The sequence below is a fragment of the Nesiotobacter zosterae genome, assembly GCF_033843645.1.
Taxonomy (GTDB): domain Bacteria; phylum Pseudomonadota; class Alphaproteobacteria; order Rhizobiales; family Stappiaceae; genus Pseudovibrio; species Pseudovibrio zosterae.
Map to the genome: position 1 here is coordinate 20,484 of NZ_JAWXVZ010000014.1, position 19,442 is coordinate 39,925.

The 19,442-nt window shown below is 55.7% G+C and carries 18 protein-coding genes, 2 tRNA genes and 1 riboswitch; of the genes, 6 read left to right on the forward strand and 14 right to left on the reverse strand.

Features of this window, described 5'->3' with window-relative positions; translation table 11 throughout:
• Positions 1-8: 8 nt before the first annotated feature.
• The 5 genes from Q3Y58_RS17590 to Q3Y58_RS17610 all read right to left on the reverse strand — a co-directional run bounded on the left by Q3Y58_RS17590 (position 9) and on the right by Q3Y58_RS17610 (position 4,933).
• Entirely contained in the window at positions 9-374 is a 366-nt protein-coding gene (locus Q3Y58_RS17590; protein WP_274220094.1) for a response regulator, read from the reverse strand.
• A gap of 33 nt (positions 375-407) precedes the next feature.
• On the reverse strand, positions 408-899 hold the full coding sequence (locus Q3Y58_RS17595; RefSeq protein ID WP_274220093.1) for a chemotaxis protein CheW: 492 nt from the start codon (positions 897-899) through the stop codon (positions 408-410).
• Positions 896-3,637 carry a hybrid sensor histidine kinase/response regulator gene (locus Q3Y58_RS17600; protein WP_319623159.1) on the reverse strand — a complete coding sequence of 914 codons (2,742 nt, stop codon included), beginning with the start codon at positions 3,635-3,637 and terminating at the stop codon, positions 896-898. Before Q3Y58_RS17600 ends, Q3Y58_RS17595 begins: the two co-directional genes overlap by 4 nt.
• Positions 3,638-3,769: 132 nt before the next feature.
• Entirely contained in the window at positions 3,770-4,420 is a 651-nt protein-coding gene (gene chpT, locus Q3Y58_RS17605; RefSeq protein ID WP_274220091.1) for a histidine phosphotransferase ChpT, read from the reverse strand.
• Between the two features lie 93 nt (positions 4,421-4,513).
• Positions 4,514-4,933, reverse strand: coding sequence for a YHS domain-containing (seleno)protein (locus Q3Y58_RS17610; protein ID WP_319623160.1), 420 nt, complete (start codon positions 4,931-4,933; stop codon positions 4,514-4,516).
• A 153-nt stretch (positions 4,934-5,086) separates the two neighbouring features.
• Between Q3Y58_RS17610 and Q3Y58_RS17615 the strand changes: the two genes are divergently transcribed.
• Both Q3Y58_RS17615 and Q3Y58_RS17620 read left to right on the forward strand, forming a co-directional pair.
• Positions 5,087-5,695, forward strand: coding sequence for a DUF1134 domain-containing protein (locus Q3Y58_RS17615; RefSeq protein WP_274220089.1), 609 nt, complete (start codon positions 5,087-5,089; stop codon positions 5,693-5,695).
• A 122-nt stretch (positions 5,696-5,817) separates the two neighbouring features.
• Positions 5,818-6,918 carry a hypothetical protein gene (locus Q3Y58_RS17620; RefSeq protein WP_319623161.1) on the forward strand — a complete coding sequence of 367 codons (1,101 nt, stop codon included), beginning with the start codon at positions 5,818-5,820 and terminating at the stop codon, positions 6,916-6,918.
• Positions 6,919-6,963: 45 nt separating this feature from the next.
• Here the strand turns inward: Q3Y58_RS17620 and Q3Y58_RS17625 are convergent, their stop codons facing one another.
• Positions 6,964-7,737: a DeoR/GlpR family DNA-binding transcription regulator gene (locus Q3Y58_RS17625; RefSeq protein WP_274220087.1), complete on the reverse strand. Its 774-nt coding sequence runs from the start codon at positions 7,735-7,737 to the stop codon at positions 6,964-6,966.
• Between the two features lie 261 nt (positions 7,738-7,998).
• Here Q3Y58_RS17625 and Q3Y58_RS17630 point away from each other — a divergent pair, with 261 nt between their 5' ends.
• Complete coding sequence (locus Q3Y58_RS17630) at positions 7,999-8,283, forward strand: hypothetical protein (RefSeq protein WP_319623162.1); 285 nt, start codon at positions 7,999-8,001, stop codon at positions 8,281-8,283.
• Positions 8,284-8,391: 108 nt separating this feature from the next.
• Here Q3Y58_RS17630 and Q3Y58_RS17635 read toward each other — a convergent pair.
• The 3 genes from Q3Y58_RS17635 to Q3Y58_RS17645 form a co-directional block, all read right to left on the reverse strand.
• Positions 8,392-8,466 (reverse strand) — tRNA-Glu (locus tag Q3Y58_RS17635).
• 49 nt (positions 8,467-8,515) lie between these two features.
• Positions 8,516-8,590, reverse strand: a tRNA-Glu gene (locus tag Q3Y58_RS17640).
• Positions 8,591-8,680: 90 nt separating this feature from the next.
• A complete protein-coding gene (locus tag Q3Y58_RS17645; RefSeq protein WP_274220085.1) occupies positions 8,681-9,040 on the reverse strand; it encodes a hypothetical protein in 360 nt (119 codons plus the stop codon).
• On the opposite strand from Q3Y58_RS17645, the gene Q3Y58_RS17650 reads away from it, so the two are divergent.
• Together Q3Y58_RS17650 and rpoH are read left to right on the forward strand one after the other, a co-directional pair.
• Positions 9,039-10,088 (forward strand): RluA family pseudouridine synthase, encoded by a 1,050-nt coding sequence (locus Q3Y58_RS17650; RefSeq protein ID WP_319623163.1) that lies wholly within the window; start codon positions 9,039-9,041, stop codon positions 10,086-10,088. The genes Q3Y58_RS17645 and Q3Y58_RS17650 overlap by 2 nt on opposite strands.
• 154 nt (positions 10,089-10,242) lie before the next feature.
• Positions 10,243-11,145, forward strand: coding sequence for an RNA polymerase sigma factor RpoH (rpoH, locus tag Q3Y58_RS17655; RefSeq protein WP_274220083.1), 903 nt, complete (start codon positions 10,243-10,245; stop codon positions 11,143-11,145).
• Positions 11,146-11,206: 61 nt separating this feature from the next.
• Here the strand turns inward: rpoH and Q3Y58_RS17660 are convergent, their stop codons facing one another.
• The 4 genes from Q3Y58_RS17660 to Q3Y58_RS17675 all read right to left on the reverse strand — a co-directional run bounded on the left by Q3Y58_RS17660 (position 11,207) and on the right by Q3Y58_RS17675 (position 16,453).
• Positions 11,207-12,145, reverse strand: a complete 939-nt coding sequence (locus tag Q3Y58_RS17660; RefSeq protein WP_274220082.1) for an ABC transporter substrate-binding protein — start codon at positions 12,143-12,145, stop codon at positions 11,207-11,209.
• 14 nt (positions 12,146-12,159) lie between these two features.
• Entirely contained in the window at positions 12,160-12,915 is a 756-nt protein-coding gene (locus tag Q3Y58_RS17665) for an ABC transporter permease (RefSeq protein ID WP_319623196.1), read from the reverse strand.
• A gap of 162 nt (positions 12,916-13,077) precedes the next feature.
• Positions 13,078-13,182, reverse strand: a riboswitch (TPP riboswitch).
• Positions 13,183-13,302: 120 nt separating this feature from the next.
• On the reverse strand, positions 13,303-15,120 hold the full coding sequence (locus Q3Y58_RS17670; RefSeq protein WP_319623164.1) for a hypothetical protein: 1,818 nt from the start codon (positions 15,118-15,120) through the stop codon (positions 13,303-13,305).
• Positions 15,121-15,160: 40 nt separating this feature from the next.
• The gene (locus tag Q3Y58_RS17675) at positions 15,161-16,453 is read right to left on the reverse strand and encodes an adenylosuccinate synthase (RefSeq protein WP_274220080.1); all 1,293 of its coding nucleotides are present in this window, start codon (positions 16,451-16,453) and stop codon (positions 15,161-15,163) included.
• Between the two features lie 325 nt (positions 16,454-16,778).
• On the opposite strand from Q3Y58_RS17675, the gene Q3Y58_RS17680 reads away from it, so the two are divergent.
• Entirely contained in the window at positions 16,779-17,693 is a 915-nt protein-coding gene (locus Q3Y58_RS17680) for a DMT family transporter (RefSeq protein WP_319623165.1), read from the forward strand.
• Positions 17,694-17,765: 72 nt separating this feature from the next.
• On the opposite strand, the gene serA is transcribed toward Q3Y58_RS17680, so the two are convergent.
• Positions 17,766-19,352: a phosphoglycerate dehydrogenase gene (gene serA / locus Q3Y58_RS17685; RefSeq protein ID WP_319623166.1), complete on the reverse strand. Its 1,587-nt coding sequence runs from the start codon at positions 19,350-19,352 to the stop codon at positions 17,766-17,768.
• Positions 19,353-19,442 lie beyond the last annotated feature (90 nt).

The following is a 19,442-nucleotide window of genomic DNA, read 5'->3' on the forward strand; positions in this document are numbered from 1 at the left end:
TGTGGTTATTAGATAAGCCCAACTTCCTGGAATTTCGCCTCGATGATGTCCCTGTCAAACGGCTTCATGATGTATTCGTTTGCACCAGCCCGGATTGCCTTGGCGATGTGAGCCACGTCGTTTTCTGTGGTGCAGAACACCACCAGCGGCACATCGCCCCCCTCTTCTTCACGAAGCTTGTTGAGGAACTCAAGACCATCCATGACCGGCATGTTCCAGTCCAGCAAAATTGCGTCTGGCATAGACTCCTTGCATGCATCCAGTGCCTGCTGACCATCCTCAGCTTCGGAGATGGAAAAATCCATATCCTCAAGGATGCGGCGGGCCACTTTGCGGATGACGCTGGAGTCGTCAACAACCAAACAGTGCTTCATCGAATATCTCTCTTTATCACGCTGCGCAGCTGTTTAAGCCGCCTTCGGTTCGATCAACGTAGTGAGCAGACTGTCAACGTCCAAAATCACCATGAGCTGCCCTTCAAGACGATGCACCCCGCCTGAAATCTCTGCCCAGCGCCAATCGAGGTTGGATGGGTTGTCTTCCCGCTCGTGTGTCGGCAGGTTGAGCACCTCTCCAACGGAGTCGATCACGAGTCCATAAGACTCACTCTTGTATTCAATACCCACGGCCATCATGCTCTGGTCTTCATCCAGCGGCGGCAGGTGAAGCCGGCGACGCATGTTGATGGCTGTGACGATGCGGCCACGAAGGTTCAAAACGCCTTCCACCTCTGGCGGAGACAGCGGAACGCGGGTCACCTTTTCAGGCACGAAAACATCGTGGACCTGTGAGATGGGCAGACCAAACAGCTGCCCACCAATCACGACCGTTACATACTGGATGTACTCGCTGCTGGCGTGCAGCAGTTCAGTGTTATTGGAACCTGCGAAGTTGCTCATGCTGCCACACCCATTTCATTGGTGAACACATCTTTGAGGGATGCGATGAGGCCCGGGCGGTCGAACTTGGCCACGTAGTCATCGAAGCCAGCGTCACGGCCCTGCTGGATGGACTGAGGAGTCACAACCGCAGACAAGGCGATGATCGGCAGATGACGGAAGCGCGTGTCGCTACGCAGGCTCTCACAGAATTGGTAGCCATTAATTTCAGGCATTTCGATGTCCGTGACGATCGCCGCATAGTCCTCACCCTTTTCCAGCAGCTCGAAAGCGGCCTGAGCGGATGGGCATGTGGTCACGTCATAGCCAGCGGCCTTCAGAACCGGCGTAAGCATGTTGCGGAAGAACGCACTGTCATCCACAAACAGCAGCTTGCGCGCGGTCGGCTGGTTGCTCATTTCCTTGCGCATGAACCAATCATCGAAGGCCAGCGGCAGGTAGTGCCCCAGATCGATGATCTCGGTTGCCTTTTCCTTGATGATGGCGGAACCGAGGATGCCCGCACGTTCGGAAACAACTTCGATCTTCATGCGATCTTCGACGATGTCGACAATGTCGTCGACCACGAGACCCATGGAGCGACCGGAGTCGGAGAACACCAGCATCGGCTGTGTGCCTTCACTCTTATGCTGCGCACTTTCGTTGATGTAAACGAGCGGCATAAGCGTTCCGCGGTACTGGACCAGATCGCGGCCGTTGGAGCGCTCGATCTTGGAAACATCGAACTCTTCCAGACGCGTAACCAGTGACAGCGGAACCGCTTTCGGCTCTGCAGAACCGGCACGGAACAGCAGCATGGAGATTGGTGCGTCGCCGTCCACTTTCTTCTCGCTGATTTCTTCGGCCTTTTCTTCGACCTCTTCCACCAGCGCGCCAGACGCGTGGCTTGCCATGGCGGAAGCTACACCGTTCGGGTCAATGATCATGATCACCGCACCATCACCAAGAATGGTGTTGCCGGAGAACATGGTCAGATTGCGGAGCATGGAAGACATTGGCTTGACCACGATTTCTTCCGTATGGAAGACGCCATCAACCACAACGCCAAACCGCTGGCTGCCCACTTGCATCACAACGATGAAACCGTTGTCTTTGTCCAGCTCCTGATCTTCACTCTCGAAACCGAGCAGCTGAGACAGCGGAACCAGCGGCAACAGCTTGTTGCGCAGGCGCAGAACCGGACGGTCCTTGATGCGCTCTATACGATGTTCGGAGTTCGACTGAACACGAACCAACTCGACCACGGAGAGCTGCGGGATCGCAAAACGATCGCCATGGCTCTCAACGATAAGCGTGGAAACGATGGCCAGCGTCAGCGGGATCTTGATGATGAAGCTCGATCCACGCCCTTCCTGAGAGCGAACGTCGATGGAACCACCGATCATCTCAACGTTGTTGCGTACAACGTCCATGCCCACGCCGCGACCGGAAACGTTGGTCACCGCGGATGCGGTAGAGAAGCCTGCCGCGAAGATGAACTTCTGGATCTGCTGATCCGACATCTTCTCCAGCTCGCTCTCGGTCGTGATACCGTTCGCAAGAGCCTTCTGCTTGATCTTGGCAAGGTTCAGACCACGACCGTCGTCGCGGACTTCAATAAGAATGTGGCCGCCTTCATGATAAGCGGAGAGTGTGATCACACCCTTCTCAGGCTTACCGGCAGCAACACGTTCCGCGGGGCTTTCCAGACCATGGTCAGCCGAGTTGCGGATCATGTGCGTGAGCGGATCCTTGATCAGCTCGAGTACCTGGCGGTCCAACTCGGTGTCGGCACCAATCATCTCCAGTGAGATCGGCTTCGACAGTTCCTGAGAAAGATCGCGTACAATTCGAGGCAGTTTCTGCCAAGCGTTGCCGATTGGCTGCATGCGCGTCTTCATGACGCCTTCCTGCAGCTCGGCAGTCACGTTGGACAGACGCTGAAGTGGAACTTTGAACTCGCTGTCTTCATGACGACGAACGATTTCCAGCAGCTGGTTTCGGGTCAGCACCAACTCGGAGACCATGGTCATCAGATCTTCAAGCGTATCCACAGCCACGCGAATGGACTGGTTTGAAACGCCCTGCCCGCCATTGTTCTTGGCTGGCTGATCCTTGGCAACAGAGGCCCCGCCCGAAGCCGCTTCGCCAGAGGCAGAGGCTTTGACCTTCACTTCGACCTGAGGCTCCGCCTCGTCGTCATCGCTGACGGCAACGCGCATGTCCACTTCGACTTCTGCCTCGCGGAAGGCGCGTTCCAACTCATCCAGGGAAACTTCACCCGGGCGCAGCGGGCGTTCCAGAACCTGATAAACGTCGTCGCCTTCAGCAACGGCTTCTTCTTCAGGTTCGGCAGCATCTGCACCCAACTCGCCGGCGTCGGCGCTCAAGGAAAGACGCTCCAGTTCCTTAATCAGGTCCTGATCGTCACCCTCTGGCTCAACACCATTGCTCATCTCCAACTCGCCAAGGATTTCCTTGATGCGGTCGATGGAGTTCAAAACAAGGGAAACAGATTCAGGGGTCACAGGCACGCCGTCCCGGAATTTACCCATCAGGGTCTCGGAGGCGTGCGCGATTGCTTCCAATCGCGGTAGACCAAGGAAACCGCAGGTACCCTTGATCGTGTGAACCAGTCTGAAGATGTTGTCGAGGATCTTAGCGTTGTTTGGTTCCTGTTCGAACTTCACCAGCTCGACGTCAACAACATCCAGACTTTCAAAAGTCTCAGTGAGAAACTCTCTGAGAAGATCGTCCATGGCCTGCACTCACTCAGTTTCAGAAGGGTACCCGCTATACGTGCCCCGAGGCGGGTACTTCACCTTGTTCATACTGACCGAGTCTTGCCGCAAACTGTTAACATACGTTGAAAGGCTGCCTATTTTGCCTAACTATATTTCAGCGTTCGGCTGCGCAATGCACATAATTTTTTCCCCGTCGGTTTCTAGGGAAACCGCCATTTCTGCCTCATCGGCAAGCAGAACAGCGTAAATCGGCTGCACGGTGTGCGCATCAATGCGTTCAGGCTCTTGTCCGCCGAGCACTTCGCTGATCATTGCGGGGATTCGGGCGTTCTTGCCTTCGGCCGTAAGGATGAACTTGGGTGCCTCGGCCCCGTTTTCCATCTGGACTGTAATCGTGCCGCCGCGCGGTATGCACTGGTTAACAATCAAGATCAAATTCAGCAAAAGCTTTACTTTATTCTTGGGCAGCAGAAGACGTTCCACTTCCCAGACAAGATCAGCTTTTTCGTTTTCCATGAAGCCTGTAGCTACCGACTGAGCATCGCCAAGGTCGATTTCTGAGCCAGCCGAACCCGCTGCACCAAAGGCGATACGCGCGAACTGAAGCTTGGCAGAAGCGTGGCGCGCGGACTTGCGGATCAAGTCCATGGCGAAGTCAGCCATGTCCTCGTTGCCTTCCTCATCCAGCACCTCAAGACCGTTGGTAATGGCCCCGACCGGGCTGATGATGTCGTGACACACACGACTGGCGACCAATGCGGCCAGATCAATGGAAGACAGTTCTTTGAAGACAGACATACACGCCCCGTTAGCTTGCACAAAACGGCAATGTTGATTCGATTAGCAGCTTAAAGAGTTACATTGCCGGGCCCGTCCTGCCAAGAATCTTGGTTAACGAAAACCGTCGCAATTAACTCTTTCTGCATTCTCCTGAGCCAATTCTATAAGTTTTTCAGGGGCGGACAAGAAGAGGAAGCGATGAGACTTACTATTGAAGATGTAGAGGCTCCGCTCGTGCAAGGCAAAAACACGGGGACTACCCTGAGCCCGCAAGCCTTGTGCCAGCGAATAGGGGTCACAACCTGCAAACTGCGGCGCGTAAACCTCGGGGGCACCTTCAAAGGCTTTCTTGTTGCCAATGTTTGAGAACAACCAAAGGCGCCCACCCCACTCCAACTGGTGCTTTTCGATACCTTTGACGGGCTCGAAGCGGGTTTGGAAAGCAACAGGGTCGTAGCCGGAGATGGCGTACTCGTAGCGAATATCGGCTGCAGCTAAGCCTGAAAAAGCCACAGAAAGGACGATACACACAAGAAATCTGTATATTCGTGTAGAGCAACTTCGCGAAGTTACCATAAATTCCGCCTAGTTTTCGAATCATCAAAGTCAGAACCGTGTGTGGTGGGCACACTAGGGAGTTCTGTCAAATAAAGCCACTTGGATCCCATGCAAGGAGATTGCTGAATGCTGAAACATCTTTTCGGGCGCATGAAGCATGCCGTAACCATGACTGCTGCTGTCATTGGTCTGGTTGCGCTGACACAGAACGCCTCAGCACAGGCACAACAGGCCCCTGGCGCGCAGGGTGACACAACATACAGCCAGAATGAGATTGTTGACGCAGGCCACAAGTTCTTCGGCAGCGTGTCTTCAGGTCTCGCAGCCGTTGTTGAACAGGCCATCAACAAGTATGGCGAACCGAACGGATACATTCTGGGCGAAGAAGGTTCAGCCGCCTTTGTTGCCGGTGCAACTTACGGCGAAGGTCAACTTTTCACACGCAACGCAGGCATTCATCCAATTTTCTGGCAAGGTCCGTCCATCGGCTGGGACTTCGGTGGTGATGGCGCACGCACCATGATGCTGGTGTACAATTTGCCAACCATCGACGCCATGTATCGTCGCTATGTCGGCGTCAAAGGTTCAGCCTATCTGGTTGGCGGTTTCGGCATGCAGGTCCTGTCCAACAACAACATCTATGTCGTGCCGGTCAAGGCAGGTGTTGGCGCCCGGCTGGGTCTCAATATGGGCTATCTAAAATTTACTAGGAAGCCAACTTGGAACCCGTTCTGATATAACCGCTTTAACGCGGACTTTAGAGAGCATCATGTACCTTCCTGGTGCGAAACGCTCCGGGATGGTGCATGCTGGGGATTGATCGCAATGTCAGACCCCATCAGATCTAAGGCATTCAGGTGATTGAAACTGCGCTTTACATAGCCCTTGGCTTCCTCTCTGCCAGCCTGCTGGCCCTCGCAGCCCTCCCACTCGTCTGGGGCCGCGCGGTCCGGCTTACTCGTCGGGCAATTGAAGCTTCCAACCCTGTAAGCTATGCAAAAGCGAGCATGGCGCGCGACTATTTGCGCGCCCAGCACGCTGTAGAACAACGCATTCTGGAAGTGAAGCTGGAAGAAGTTGGGCGCAAGCATGCGGAAGAATGGGCCGCTCGCAATCGGGCGGAAGCCCAACTCCTGAAACTTCAAGATCAGGTCGCCACCCTCACCAAACGCCTTGAAAAGCGCGGCCTTAAAGACCGCCTCACCATGGGGCTTTGGAGTGCTGAGGAGGCGGAGGCAGAAAAACCGGCAGAGAAGATCGAACCGCCAACCGGCGAAGTGACCGAACTGCCCAGGAAGGAAGCCGGGACCAACACCGCCTCCAAGAAAGCGCTACCGGAGATGGGCGCAGAGGTCGTGCCGCTGCCAACCGAACGCGTACCGGTTTCCCCAAACCATCCACTGGAACGTCTTGCACGAGAAATTTCGCGCGAAGTTTCCGAAATGACAGCTCAAAGCACGCCTCAGGTAGTAGACAACTCTCCAGAGGAAGCCGCAGAACAGGCGGGAGAAGCCTTCGCACGCCTCAAGACCAGCTATGAGAAACTTGAGGTGGAGCGCAACGAGCTCCAAGCCAAGCTGGAAGAAGCGGAAAAGAAACTTAAGGCCAAGCCACAGTCGGCCCGCCAGCGCACAACAAAAGCGCAGAAAGAGCTGAAAGAGTTGCAGCAGAAATATACCGAAGCGCAAAACAAGATCAGTGAACTAAGCGCTCAAATCAAGGGCGTGGCCACCGCCAAGCCCGCCTCCGACAGCTACAAGGCCCTTCGCGAAGAGCTGAAGGAACTGGCCGCCCAGCTGGCCGCTGCCGCGATCGCCAAAGACCCCAAGCTGACGCAAAAATTCGATGCCATCATGCAGGATATCGGCACGCTCAAGACTTCCGGTGCAGCAGAAGGCACAGAGCCTCAGCTTGCTCAGCGCATCGAAAAGGCTCGTAGGACAGGCACAGACAGTTAGGCAACCTTGCCGCCGTCATTGATCCAGATCCCCGCGAAGCAGTTTCTATGTGGCTTCTTGCGCCATCGCCTCGATAAGACGGACACTCCAGGTCTTCATGAGTGACTTGAGGCGCGGGTTTTCCAACTGATCACAAACAAAGGTGTCGATCTGCTCCATGTGCCCGACGCGCACCGGGGCTGACCGATCGAACTTGCTGGTATCGGCCACGAGGATTACATGACGGGCGTTGGCAATAATCGCCTGCGCCACCTTCACTTCCCGGTAGTCAAAGTCCAATAGCGCGCCATCGGCATCGAGCGCCGATGTACCAATCACGGCATAGTCCACCTTGAACTGGTTGATAAAGTCGACAGCCGCCTCGCCCACAACCCCACCATCGGTAGAGCGCACAACACCGCCAGCGATGACCACCTCATTCTCGGAGAAGGGTCTGAGCGTCACGGCGACATTGAGGTTGTTGGTGATGACCATGAGGCCCGAGTGCTGCACCAGCGCGCGCGCAACGGCCTCTGTGGTGGTGCCGATGTTCACGAACAAGGACGCCCCGTTGGGGATCAGCTCGGCCGCGGCCCGCCCTATGGCCTCCTTCTCGCGACCTGCCAGATCCTTGCGGGTGGCATAGCCCACATTCTCCACGCCATAAGCCAGCACCGCTCCGCCGTGAACACGCGACAAAAGCCCCTGCTCACACAGGTCATTCAGATCCTTCCGGATCGTCTGCGGGCTTACCGAAAAACGCTCGGCAAGATCTTCAACTTCAACCCGCCCATTACTTCTCGCGAGATCTAATATGGAGTTGTGCCGTGCAACCAACATTTATTAACGCCCTGTTAACATTTGTTAAGCGCCCACCAAGACGACTTACTTAGTCAATTCAATAGAATAGTCCATAAACAACTAAACCGCACCAAATGCATAACCAATACTGACCATGTTGGCTATTGCACGCTGCACCCCTCGGGACTATTAATACGCGCTATCGGGACTACAGATTAAACGATCTTTGCGTAATTCGACGAAAGGGCAATATCAGCTTGCGCTGATGCTTTGCCGCGTACCGAGTTGGAGGGCCTGATCATGGGGCAAAGAGCAGAAAAGATCCCTGAAACGCATCAGCAGACGGTATTCACTTCACTGGGCAAAGAAGCATTGGCCGCCCAGGAAAAGATGATCGCGTATCAGCAGCAGCATGAAGAAACCGTGGATGACTACCGTCGCTTGACGGAGGACATGAAAGAATCACTGAGTGCTTTCGTGAATACCCAGTCTGACTGCACAGAAGGCAGCATCCCGCGAACGATAAAGAAGTCGGAAAAGGAACCAAGCCACTTGGGCGCAGGTCTGAAGGGTCGCTGGTTCTAACCAGCCAGCGGCTTTGCTTAGTGAACCGAAACTCCGGCAATACCAAGCCGTTTCACATCCATCGGATGCGTGCCGTTTCAACTTTTCAATTTTTGGAGAAAAGAGAAGTGGCACGCCCAAGGGGAATCGAACCCCTGTTTCCGCCGTGAAAGGGCGGCGTCCTAACCGCTAGACGATGGGCGCTCACTTACTCAGCAGTTGCCTGCTGATCGTGGCACAGAGAAAAAGCGAATGGCACGCCCAAGGGGAATCGAACCCCTGTTTCCGCCGTGAAAGGGCGGCGTCCTAACCGCTAGACGATGGGCGCCTGCGCTTCGCTCCGTGCGATGAGGGGGATTTAATCGGTAACTTCCGGCTTGGCAACCCCCCTTGCATCAATGAATTAGACTTTTTCCACCTATCTTGCCATAAAATCTGTTCTGCCGAGATTTTTACCCGTCACAGGATCCACATAGACAAGCGCTTGGGCGGTGCCCTCATTTACAAGCAGCATCAGTTTGCCGTCTACCATTTGCGCCGAAAGCACGCGGGCTTCCGGGCCCAAAGCAATTGTCGCAGCCAGCGCATCGGCGCTGACATCGTTGCTGCCCTCGGATATCTTGTAGAAAATGGCAGCGAATACGGCGACCAAGCCAACCAGCATCACCATGCTGGACCCCATCAACAGGCGCCGCATTTTTTGCTGGATCCGCTGAGCTGCAGGATCTAAAGCCTCGTCACTAGTCAAATCTGCGCTGTCATCAACAGGATCACGCATGAGCAATCATTCTCCAAACGGCCTTTCGCCGAACCAATCAAGTGTAGAACCGGGCGAAGACGGCATTGCCTTCACCACTGTCGAAGCCCAGGAGGCGGGAAAACGTTTGGATGCCGTATTGGCCGCACACCTATCCGACTTCAGCCGAAATCGACTGCAGGCTCTCATTCGCGCCGGACATGTTCATGTCGGCGATCGCAAAATAGTGGAGCCCAAACACAGGGTCAACGAAGGAGACGTGCTCTGCGTTGAAGTTCCTGAACCAGAAGCAGCCGAACCACAGCCCGAAAACATCCCGCTGGACATTCTCTATGAAGATGAGGATGTGATCGTGATAAACAAGCCTGCAGGACTTGTTGTTCACCCCGGAGCGGGCAATCCTGATGGCACATTGGTGAACGCGCTGCTCTACCACTGCGGCGACAGCCTTTCCGGCATTGGCGGCGTAAAGCGCCCCGGCATCGTCCACCGCCTCGACAAGGACACCAGCGGCGTTCTGGTGGTCGCCAAGAATGATATGGCCCATCAGGGACTTGCAGCCCAGTTTGCAGACCATGGCCGCACTGGCCCGCTGGAGCGCGCATATGTGGCACTCGTTTGGGGAGCCCCTTCTGCATTGGCAGGCACTGTGGACGCCAACCTTGCACGCTCGCTCGCCAACCGCCAGAAGATCGCCGTGGTCAAGACGGCTGGTCGCACAGCCATCACCCATTGGCAAGTCAAGGAACGCTTCGGCCCAAAGGACAGCGAGCCCCTTGCAAGCCTTATGGAATGCCGCTTGGAGACAGGACGAACGCACCAAATCCGCGTTCATATGGCGCACCTTGGACACCCGCTCATTGGCGACATGGACTACGGTGCCGGTTTCAAAACCCGGCACAAACGCTTTGACGAGCCCGCCCGCTCAGCCTTGGGAGAGTTTTCTCGTCAGGCCCTGCATGCTGGCCTGCTTGTCTTCGAACATCCAAGAACAGGCGAAGTAAAGGCCTTTGAATCTCCACTACCAGAAGATTTTCAAACACTCCTCTCACTTCTTAGGGATGCATAAAACAAAATTTCTCCACAAAGAGGTAGCGAATAGGCCATAATGCCCCCATATCAATGCGTCTGGCGTGCTCACAATGGAGGCGCCAGTGAGTGTTTGCCCGTCAAGTGCCGATAGGGCACGGGAAACATAGCTTGTAACGGAAAGGGGTGCATAAATGGCCCGTAATCTGCCAGTAATCTCTTCAGGTGAAGGCGGCCTCAGCCGCTACATGGATGAAATTCGCAAGTTCCCGATGCTTCAGCCGCAGGAAGAGTACATGCTCGCCAAGCGGTACAAGGAGCATGACGAAGCTCAGGCTGCGGAACGGCTCGTGAACTCTCACCTGCGCCTCGTGGCTAAAATCGCCATGGGATACCGCGGCTACGGCCTGCCTCTGGGCGAGGTTATCTCCGAAGGTAATGTCGGCCTCATGCAGGCTGTCAAACGCTTTGAACCAGACAAAGGGTTCCGCTTGGCCACCTACGCCATGTGGTGGATCAAGGCGTCAATTCAAGAATACATCCTGCGAACCTGGTCCCTCGTAAAGATGGGCACCACCGCAAATCAAAAGCGGTTGTTCTTCAACCTGCGCCGCCTCAAGGGTAAGATTCAGGCGCTTGAAGACGGCGATCTGCGTCCGGATCAGGTGAAAGAAATCGCAACCACCCTCGGCGTGAACGAGGACGAGGTTGTGAACATGAACCGCCGTTTGAGCGGGGATGCTTCTCTCAATGCGCCGCTGCGTTCCACGGAAGGCGAATCCGGCGAATGGCAGGATTGGCTGGTGGACGATGGCGAAAGCCAAGAGAGCATTCTGGCTGAGCAGGAAGAACTCGATTCCCGCCGCTCCATGCTGAAAGACGCCATGAGCGTTCTCAACGACCGTGAGCGCCGTATCTTTGAGGCACGCAGGCTCTCAGAATCGCCGTTGACGCTTGAAGAACTCTCCGAGGAGTTTGGGGTCAGCCGCGAGCGCGTGCGCCAGATTGAGGTCCGGGCTTTTGAGAAAGTTCAAAAGGCGGTCATGCAATCTGCCCAACAGGCTCAAGAGCAGCAACAGTCTCTGCTCGCTGGATAATCTTCCAGCACACAACCAGGTTAAGAAGCCCCGGACCGCTGAGCGACCGGGGCTTTTTCTTTTAGCGAATAACCGCTGTATAGCTTTCAACCGGCGGCGCGGTCTTGATCAAACCAGCCTCCAGCATGAAGTTGGCAAAGCGTTCGTAGCGCCCCTCATCCAGCGCTGCAGGACGTTTGGCAAAGCGCGGCAACGTATCGCCCCAAGCCCGGCGATTCAGCTCATCATCCAGATTTGGGTAAAGCTCCAAAAATGCCTGCCAAGAATCCTGCGGGTGATTGATCAGGTACACGGTTGCATCTTCCAGCGCGGCCATGAATTTGGCATAGCGCGGGTCATCCACCTTGTCCTTGTGCGCGACGAGGATCAACTCGTCATAGGCCGGAACTCCGTTCTCCTCCGGATAGAAGGCGAGACCGGCAGACCCTTTGATTTCAAGCTGGTTCAGCTCGAAATTCCGATATCCCCCAATGATGGCATCCACCTGTCCGGCCAGAAGACTTGGAGACAAGGAGAAGTTCACGTTGATCAACTCGATGTCTTCGATGGTCAACCCAGCCTGCTTCAGCATGGCGCCAAGCATTGCGTCTTCAAAGCCGGAAACGGAGTAGCCAACCCGCTTGCCCTTGAGGTCTTCAAGTGTCTTGATGGGGCCATCCTTCAACACAATCAAGGTGTTGAGCGGTGTTGCCACCAACGTCCCGATACGCGACAGCGGCATGCCCTCGTCGATCTGTGCATGCAGAACAGGCTGATAAGAGATGGCGATGTCCCCCTGACCCGCAGCAACCAGCTTGGGTGGCATGGCTGGATCAGCGGGTTCAATCAACTCCACTTCCAGACCATGCGCCTCGAAGAAGCCGCGGGTTTGCGCCACAGCCAAGGGAGCATGGTCCGGGTTGGCGAACCAGTCCATCAAGACGGTGAGCTTTTCCTTCGCTTGCACCTGAATACTACCCGCCAGCATGGCGGCAATGAACAAAGCGATGAAACGCTTCATGGGCAGAGCCTTTCTCAAGTTTTTTCCTGTTGCCAGGGAATAAGGCGCACGACCGCCAGCTCGACGAGACCGCGCAGGATAAGAACCATGATGGCAAGTAGGATGAGCGCTGCGAACATGGTGTCTGTTTGCATGCGCGCGTTGGACTGGAGCATGATGAAGGCAAGGCCTCCCTTGGCTCCAACCCACTCCCCCACCACTGCGCCAATGGGCGCAAAGACGGCGGCAATACGGATACCGGACGCCAGAGCTGGTAGCGCAGCGGGAATGCGGATGTATCGCAAACGCTGCCACCTGTTCAGGCGGTAGAGCCGCCCCAAATCCAGCAGAGCCGGATCAGTTCGCCGCAAGCCGTCATGGAACGTGGATGTAACCGAGAAGAAAATGACAATAACTGCCATGACCACTTTTGACGCGAGCCCAAAACCAAACCACAGCACCAAAAGCGGCGCGATGGCGAACACAGGCAAAGACTGCGTTGCGGTGATGGGAGGCAACAGAAACCGGCGCATGATCTCTGAGGAACTCATGATCAACGCCAGCAGAACGCCCGCTGAAACACCGAAGATGAAACCGAGTACCGTTTCACCTGCGGTGATCGACGCGTGGTACAGCAGAAACGACCACTGCTGAGTGAATGCTTCATACACAGCTATAGGAGATGGCAGCATGAAGGATGGCAGGGCAAAAACCCGAACCACCGCTTCCCAAAATGCAACAAAAACCGCGATACCCGCGAGGATACGCAAGGCTCTGGACACCAGCCACATCAGCGCGTCCTCGCGCAAGATGTGGCACCGCGATGCGAAACCACTGCCCGGAAACAACGCGTTCGGACATGGCCACAGCAACTGGCAATGCTACAAGATTGGATCATGTGGATCTCCCTTCTGTGCACCTACATGCACGTCAGCTACGGAGACCCGGGAATAAAGAGGCTCAGGTTCCAGTCCCTTCGCCGGTATTACCCGGATCAGGTTCTAAGGGTTCGGCAGTACCATCTCAGCTCCAAACAAGGAGCACCCCTCGGATACGCAAGAACCTATAGATTCCCCCGGCATTTTCAAGGGCAGCTGCAGCGAAATACGCAGCAGAAAAAGAAAAAGGCGCTGGAGAACCTCTCCAACGCCTTGTTTTAGAATATAATTTTTCGCGAGCTAGTTCCAGCTTTCAAGCGCTTGTGAAATCACACGATTGCCGGAAACACCTTTTTCAAAGGTCAGAATGGCGCGCTTGCCGTTGTTGTAGAGCAATGGAATGTCGATCCACTCACGCTCTTCAAGACGCTTCATGTTCGTCACCCGATCAGCCTCGGCATCAGAAAGCGCGATCCAGAAGAAGTTGTCGGATACCTTGACCGCAGCACCGGCCAGAGGTTCGCCCCGGGCCTGCTCGGTCGGTTTCATGATAATGCCCGGCACCTCGGCAATGCCCTGCCCGGCGAAGTCTCGTGGCAGATCGAATCTCAACTCAAGCAAGTGACTTGCAGGCAAAGAGTTGTCTGCATTCGGCTTGATCGACATGGTAATGGTCACATTGCGATCTGGCATAACCGCAACAGCCTTGACGATCCTGCCAGCGCTGTCGCCCCGATCCAGCGACCACATGACGTTGCCCCGAGACGCGGTCCCTGACTCGCCCGGATTGGCCGCTTCTTCATAAAGGATGCCCTGTTGCGCAACCGCTGTTTGCTCGGCTTCAGCTGTCAAGCTTTCTGCAGGGCGCACAGAGTTGGTGGTCACCGGTACCGCATCCACCTCATCTGGCGATGGAATGTCTGGTGGCGTCACTGGTTGACTTGGCGGCGGCGTTGCCTCAGCACCAGAGCCCGGATTGGTAACATCCCGGCTCACGGAAGTGACTCGCTGCGTCGACACAGCCCGCGCGTCTGGTGAGACCTGAGAGCCGTCATCATTGAGAAGACGGTCGGTGTTCTTGTTGGAGGCAGGTTCCTCCGGCTCTTCGGCAGGCGCTGGTTGGGCCGAGTCAGATCCCCCATCAGTGACCGTTGGCTCGATGAGCGTCATCAGGTCATCTTTTTGGGAGTACAGCGCGTAACCACCAGCCCCCAGAAGGGCCAGAACAATAAAGATGCCAATTACCTGCGGCATACGTGAGGGCCGCAGTCCCTCCTCCGACAAACCAGCATCGCCCGCAAGCGCGCTGGATGCCTTTGCAGCCCTTTGCTTGCCGCGGGGACGCTTGGCCAATTCAGGTGCTTCTGCGTCGTCCTTGGCCTCTTCCGCAAGGGCTTGCTTGCGCGCTTCGCCGGGCACCCAAACATCTTCCTCACGGGGCTTCGGCCGGTAAGCGCTCGAAACGGCAGGCTGCACCTCCGCCGGAGGCACATCACCCAAATCCGGCTCGCGTTTGGCATCGTTTGCGCCAGGTAGCTGATCTCGCGCTTTCTGGCTTGCCTGATGCGCAGCCGCACCCAGATCAGAAGCAGCTTTTACGGCCTGCTTGAAAACATCTGGTTCCGCAGGACCATTGTTTGCCTCGGCAGCCCCTCCGCTTGCACCAGCGGCACCCGTTGTCTGGGTGGCGTGTTCTGCGGCGTAAGGGGAAGTCGAAGCAGGTGGTCTTTGAGGTTGTGTCGGAGGAACCGGTGCCTGAGCTGTCTGCGGTGGCGCGGGCGGCCTTTGTGCAGGCTGCGAAGTTGCAGGCCCCGCTACGCCAGCATGCGCCCCGCCTGACGCGCCACCGGGCGCGGCAGTTGGTTGCTTTGCGGGCTGGGCAGGTGCACTCCCCAGACCGAGGGAGGCACGGGCGGCCTCAGCTTCCACTTTCCGAATTGCTTCTTCGAGCTTGAGCTGTTCCTCGGTAATTTGCGAAGGGGTCAGTGGCGGATCATAGTTCTGCAGCTGTTTTACAATAGCTGAGCGAGCACGTTGATACACACCGCGCCGCGCTGAGCCAGTGTTTTCCTGAAGACCGTTAATTGTCTTCTTTAAAACGGAGTAATAGTCCGCCATCTATCCGTCTTTAGCCCCCCAGAGTTACTCTGCTAACGGCTTAGTCTTGAAAAGGATTCTGAACGAGAATTGTGTCATCTCTTTCAGGGCTCGTCGAGAGCAATGCAACAGGTGCACCAATCAATTCCTCAACATGTCGTACGTACTTCACAGCTTGAGCAGGCAAATCGGCCCAACTACGTGCGCCCTTGGTGGTTTCTTTCCAACCTGGCAGCGTTTCATAGATCGGCACAACCCGCGCCTGTGCTCCCTGAGAAGCAGGCAAATAGTCAATACGCTCGCCATCCAACTCATAGCCAACGCAAATCTTGATTTCATCAAGACCATCTAAAACGTCCAGCTTGGTGAGCGCAATCCCGCTGATGCCACTAGTGCAAACGGTTTGACGGACGATAACGGCATCGAACCAGCCACAGCGGCGTTTACGACCAGTCACCACACCGAACTCGTGACCGCGGGTGCCAAGGAACTCACCCACTTCGTTCTGCTGTTCGGTTGGGAACGGCCCTTCACCCACGCGGGTTGTGTAAGCTTTGGTGATGCCCAAAACGTAATCGACAGAGTTCGGACCAAGGCCACAGCCAGTGGCAGCCTGACCCGCAACGGTGTTGGAGGACGTCACGAATGGATAGGTTCCGTGATCATTGTCCAGCAGCGCGCCCTGTGCGCCTTCAAACAAGATACGCTTGCCTTCGCGGCGCGCATTGTCCAGCAGCTGCCAGCTACGTTCCATGAATGGCAGGATCTTGTCAGCAACACTTGCCAGTTCTTCGTAGATTGCATCGGCGGAGATTTCCGGCTCGCCAAGACCACGCAGAAGCGCATTGTGGTGCACCAGCATGCGGTCGATCTTGCCTGGAAGAGTTTCAAGGTTTGCCAGATCCATTACGCGAACAGCGCGGCGGCCCACCTTGTCTTCATAAGCAGGGCCAATGCCACGCTTGGTGGTGCCAATGCGGTTTTCTTCAGAAGCTGCATTCTCACGAAGCGCATCCAGCTCGCGGTGAATGGACAGGATCAGCGTTGCATTGTCCGCCACGCGGAGGATTTCAGGAGTGATCTCAACGCCCTGTTCCTTCAGACGGTCAATCTCGGAAACCAGCGCATGCGGATCAACCACCACGCCATTGCCAATGACAGAAAGCTTGCCGCGCACAACGCCGGAAGGAAGCAGAGAAAGCTTGTAGCTCACACCGTCAATTACAAGTGTGTGGCCAGCGTTGTGGCCGCCCTGAAAACGCACGATGACATCAGCTTGCTCAGACAGCCAGTCAACGATCTTGCCCTTACCTTCGTCACCCCACTGGGAGCCGACAACTACAACATTGGCCATGGATTTTTCGCCCTCCTACGGCGGCGGTTGGCTGGACCTTGTAGCGGCCCTTCCACTTCAAAGTTTGCTCAGGCGTGCAAACAGATATCACACATAAGAAACCCCGGACGAAAGCCCGGGGCATTTCCTTGGTCTTATAGCCCCATCAAACGCGTCTGACGAGTCTTTTACGTGCTTCTTTTCCCAAGCTTCCCTGCGGCTTATTGCGTTTTCTTCAAGGAACAGGCTTTGAGCCACTCGCAAATCGGATTGGTTTGTTTCCTTGATCTCTCTTAGTGGTGTGACAACGACCAATTCAATTTCGCGGCAAAAGACTGGAGATCGCATGACCCAAGCGCCGAAACTGGACCTGATCGCATTGGCCATGCTGCTGTGTCTGTCGCTCTTGTGGGGCGGCTCATTCTTTCTTGCTAAGATTGCTGTCGCGTTCCTGCCGCCACTCACCCTGGTGTTCTTTCGGGTCTTCATCGCGGCGTGCACCCTGTGGGCCGTTTTGCTCATTCTTGGAAAACGCCTACCCCTTCACGGTTCATGGCCATTGAAGTTTTTGGCGCTGGGGCTGATCAACAACGTGATTCCCTTTTCGCTGCTGTTTTGGGGCCAACAACACATTGCATCAGGTCTTGCGTCCGTTCTGAACGCCTTCACCCCCATCTTCACGATGCTGGTCGCTCATCAGATGACGCAGGATGAAAGGTTGAGCGGGGCAAAGATACTGGCAGGTTTCGTGGGCATCTGCGGCGTTGCAGTCATGCTGGGTGCCGACGCCCTCCTTGGAGACACCTACCGCATTCTGCCCCAAATCGCGTGCCTTGGCGCAGCGTTGTCCTACGCGTTTGCGGCGACAATGGCCAAGCGGCTCAAGGCACTGCCACCCCTTTCGATCGCCACAGGCCAGTTGACTGGGTCGACGATCATCCTGCTCCCGGTCATTCTCATGACTACCTCCAGCAGCGAGCTGGCCACTGTGCCGATTAACACTTGGGCAGCCGTTGTCATGCTCGCCGTCGTTTCTACAGCATTGGCCTATCTTCTGTACTTCCGCATCTTGCAGCGGGCAGGCGCAACCAACGCCGCACTGGTCACCTTCCTTGTGCCAGTAAGCGCCATCATGCTGGGCGCTGTCTTTCTGCATGAGCGTCTGGAAGCGAACCAGTGGTTGGGCATCGCACTGATCGCTTTGGCTCTACTCATCATGGATGGGCGAGCGTTCACGCGCCTGCGGGCAAGCCTGAGGTAAAATGCAAAAAAGCGGGCCTCAATGGAGACCCGCTTCTTCCCTGGGAGGAAGGTGACGCTGCTCTAGTTGTTTTTAAAAGTGCAGCTGCTTGACCTGGTTGACCTGGCCAATGGCTGCGATTTTTTCCAGAGCGTCCGCTGGAATCTGGCCATCCACTTCAACAAGACAGATCGCCTCTTCGCCCTCAGCCTTACGGCCCAGGTTGAAAGTTGCGATGTTGACGCCCGCCTCACCGAGAATGGAACCGAGCTGGCCGATAAAGCCTGGCTTGTCATCATTGGTGACGTAGAGCATGTTTTCACCCAGTTCGGCTTCCATGTTGATGCCCTTGATCTGAATGATACGTGGCTTGCCATCGGAGAAAACAGTACCGGCGACAGAGCGCTCCTGACGTTCTGTGATAATCGTCAGGCGAATGTAGTTCTCATAAACACCGTGCTGTTCGCGGCGAATGTCTTCGATGGTGATGCCACGCTCGCGCGCCATGACCGGCGCAGAAACCATGTTCACGGTCTGCAGCAGCGGCTGAAGAACGCCGGTAACCGCAGCGGCCGTCATGGCCTTCACGTTCATCTCAGCAACCTCGCCCTCATACTCGATGCGAATGCCCTTGATGCCTGTTTCAGTGGCCTGTCCGGCAAAGGAACCCAGCAGCTCGGCCAGCTTGACGAACGGTGTCAGTTTAGGCGCTTCTTCTGCGGTGATGGATGGCATGTTGAGCGCGTTTGATACGGCACCCTTCACCAGATAGTCAGCCATCTGCTCCGCCACTTGCAGCGCAACATTCTCCTGCGCCTCGGTAGTGGAGGCCCCAAGGTGCGGCGTACAAACAACGTTTGGCGCGCCAAACAGCGGGTTTTCCTTGGCAGGCTCTTCAACGAACACATCAACGGCAGCGCCGCCAATCTTGCCGGAATCAAGGCCTGCACGCAGGGCAACTTCATCCACCAGACCACCACGGGCACAGTTGATGAGGTAGGCACCCTTCTTCATCTTCTCGATGGCAGCCGCATCAATGATATTGCGCGTCTTGTCGGTCAGCGGGGTGTGCAAGGTAATGAAATCTGCACGGGCAAGAAGTGTATCAAGATCCACCTTTTCCACGCCAATGTCCTGCGCACGCTCATCAGACAGGAACGGGTCGAACGCAACAACACGCATCTTCAGGCCAATGGCACGGTCGGCAACGATGGAGCCAATGTTTCCGCACCCAATCAGGCCAAGGGTCTTTGAGGTAATCTCAGTACCCATGAACTTGGATTTTTCCCACTTGCCAGCCTGTGTGGAAGTGTCTGCGGCAGGAAGCTGGCGGGCGACGGCGAACATCATTGCAACTGCATGTTCTGCCGTTGTGATGGCATTGCCGAAAGGCGTGTTCATCACGATCACACCCTTGGTCGTTGCGGCCGGAATATCAACGTTATCAACACCGATACCGGCACGGCCGATCACTTTCAGGTTGTCGGCAGCGGCAAGGATCTTCTCTGTCACTTTCGTCGCAGAGCGAATTGCAAGACCGTCATACTGGCCGATGATCTCAGCCAGTTTTTCCTTATCCTTGCCAACGTCAGGCAGGAAGTCCACTTCACAGCCGCGTTCTTTGAAGATCTCAACAGCGGCAGGAGAAAGCTTATCAGAAATCAGTACCTTAGGAGCCATGACACGTTCCTTTTGCGCAGGAAGCAGGGTCCGGCGCCCCAACGCGCCGGAATGCTCATTCTCTATTCAAAAAATCTCAAGAAAGGCAGC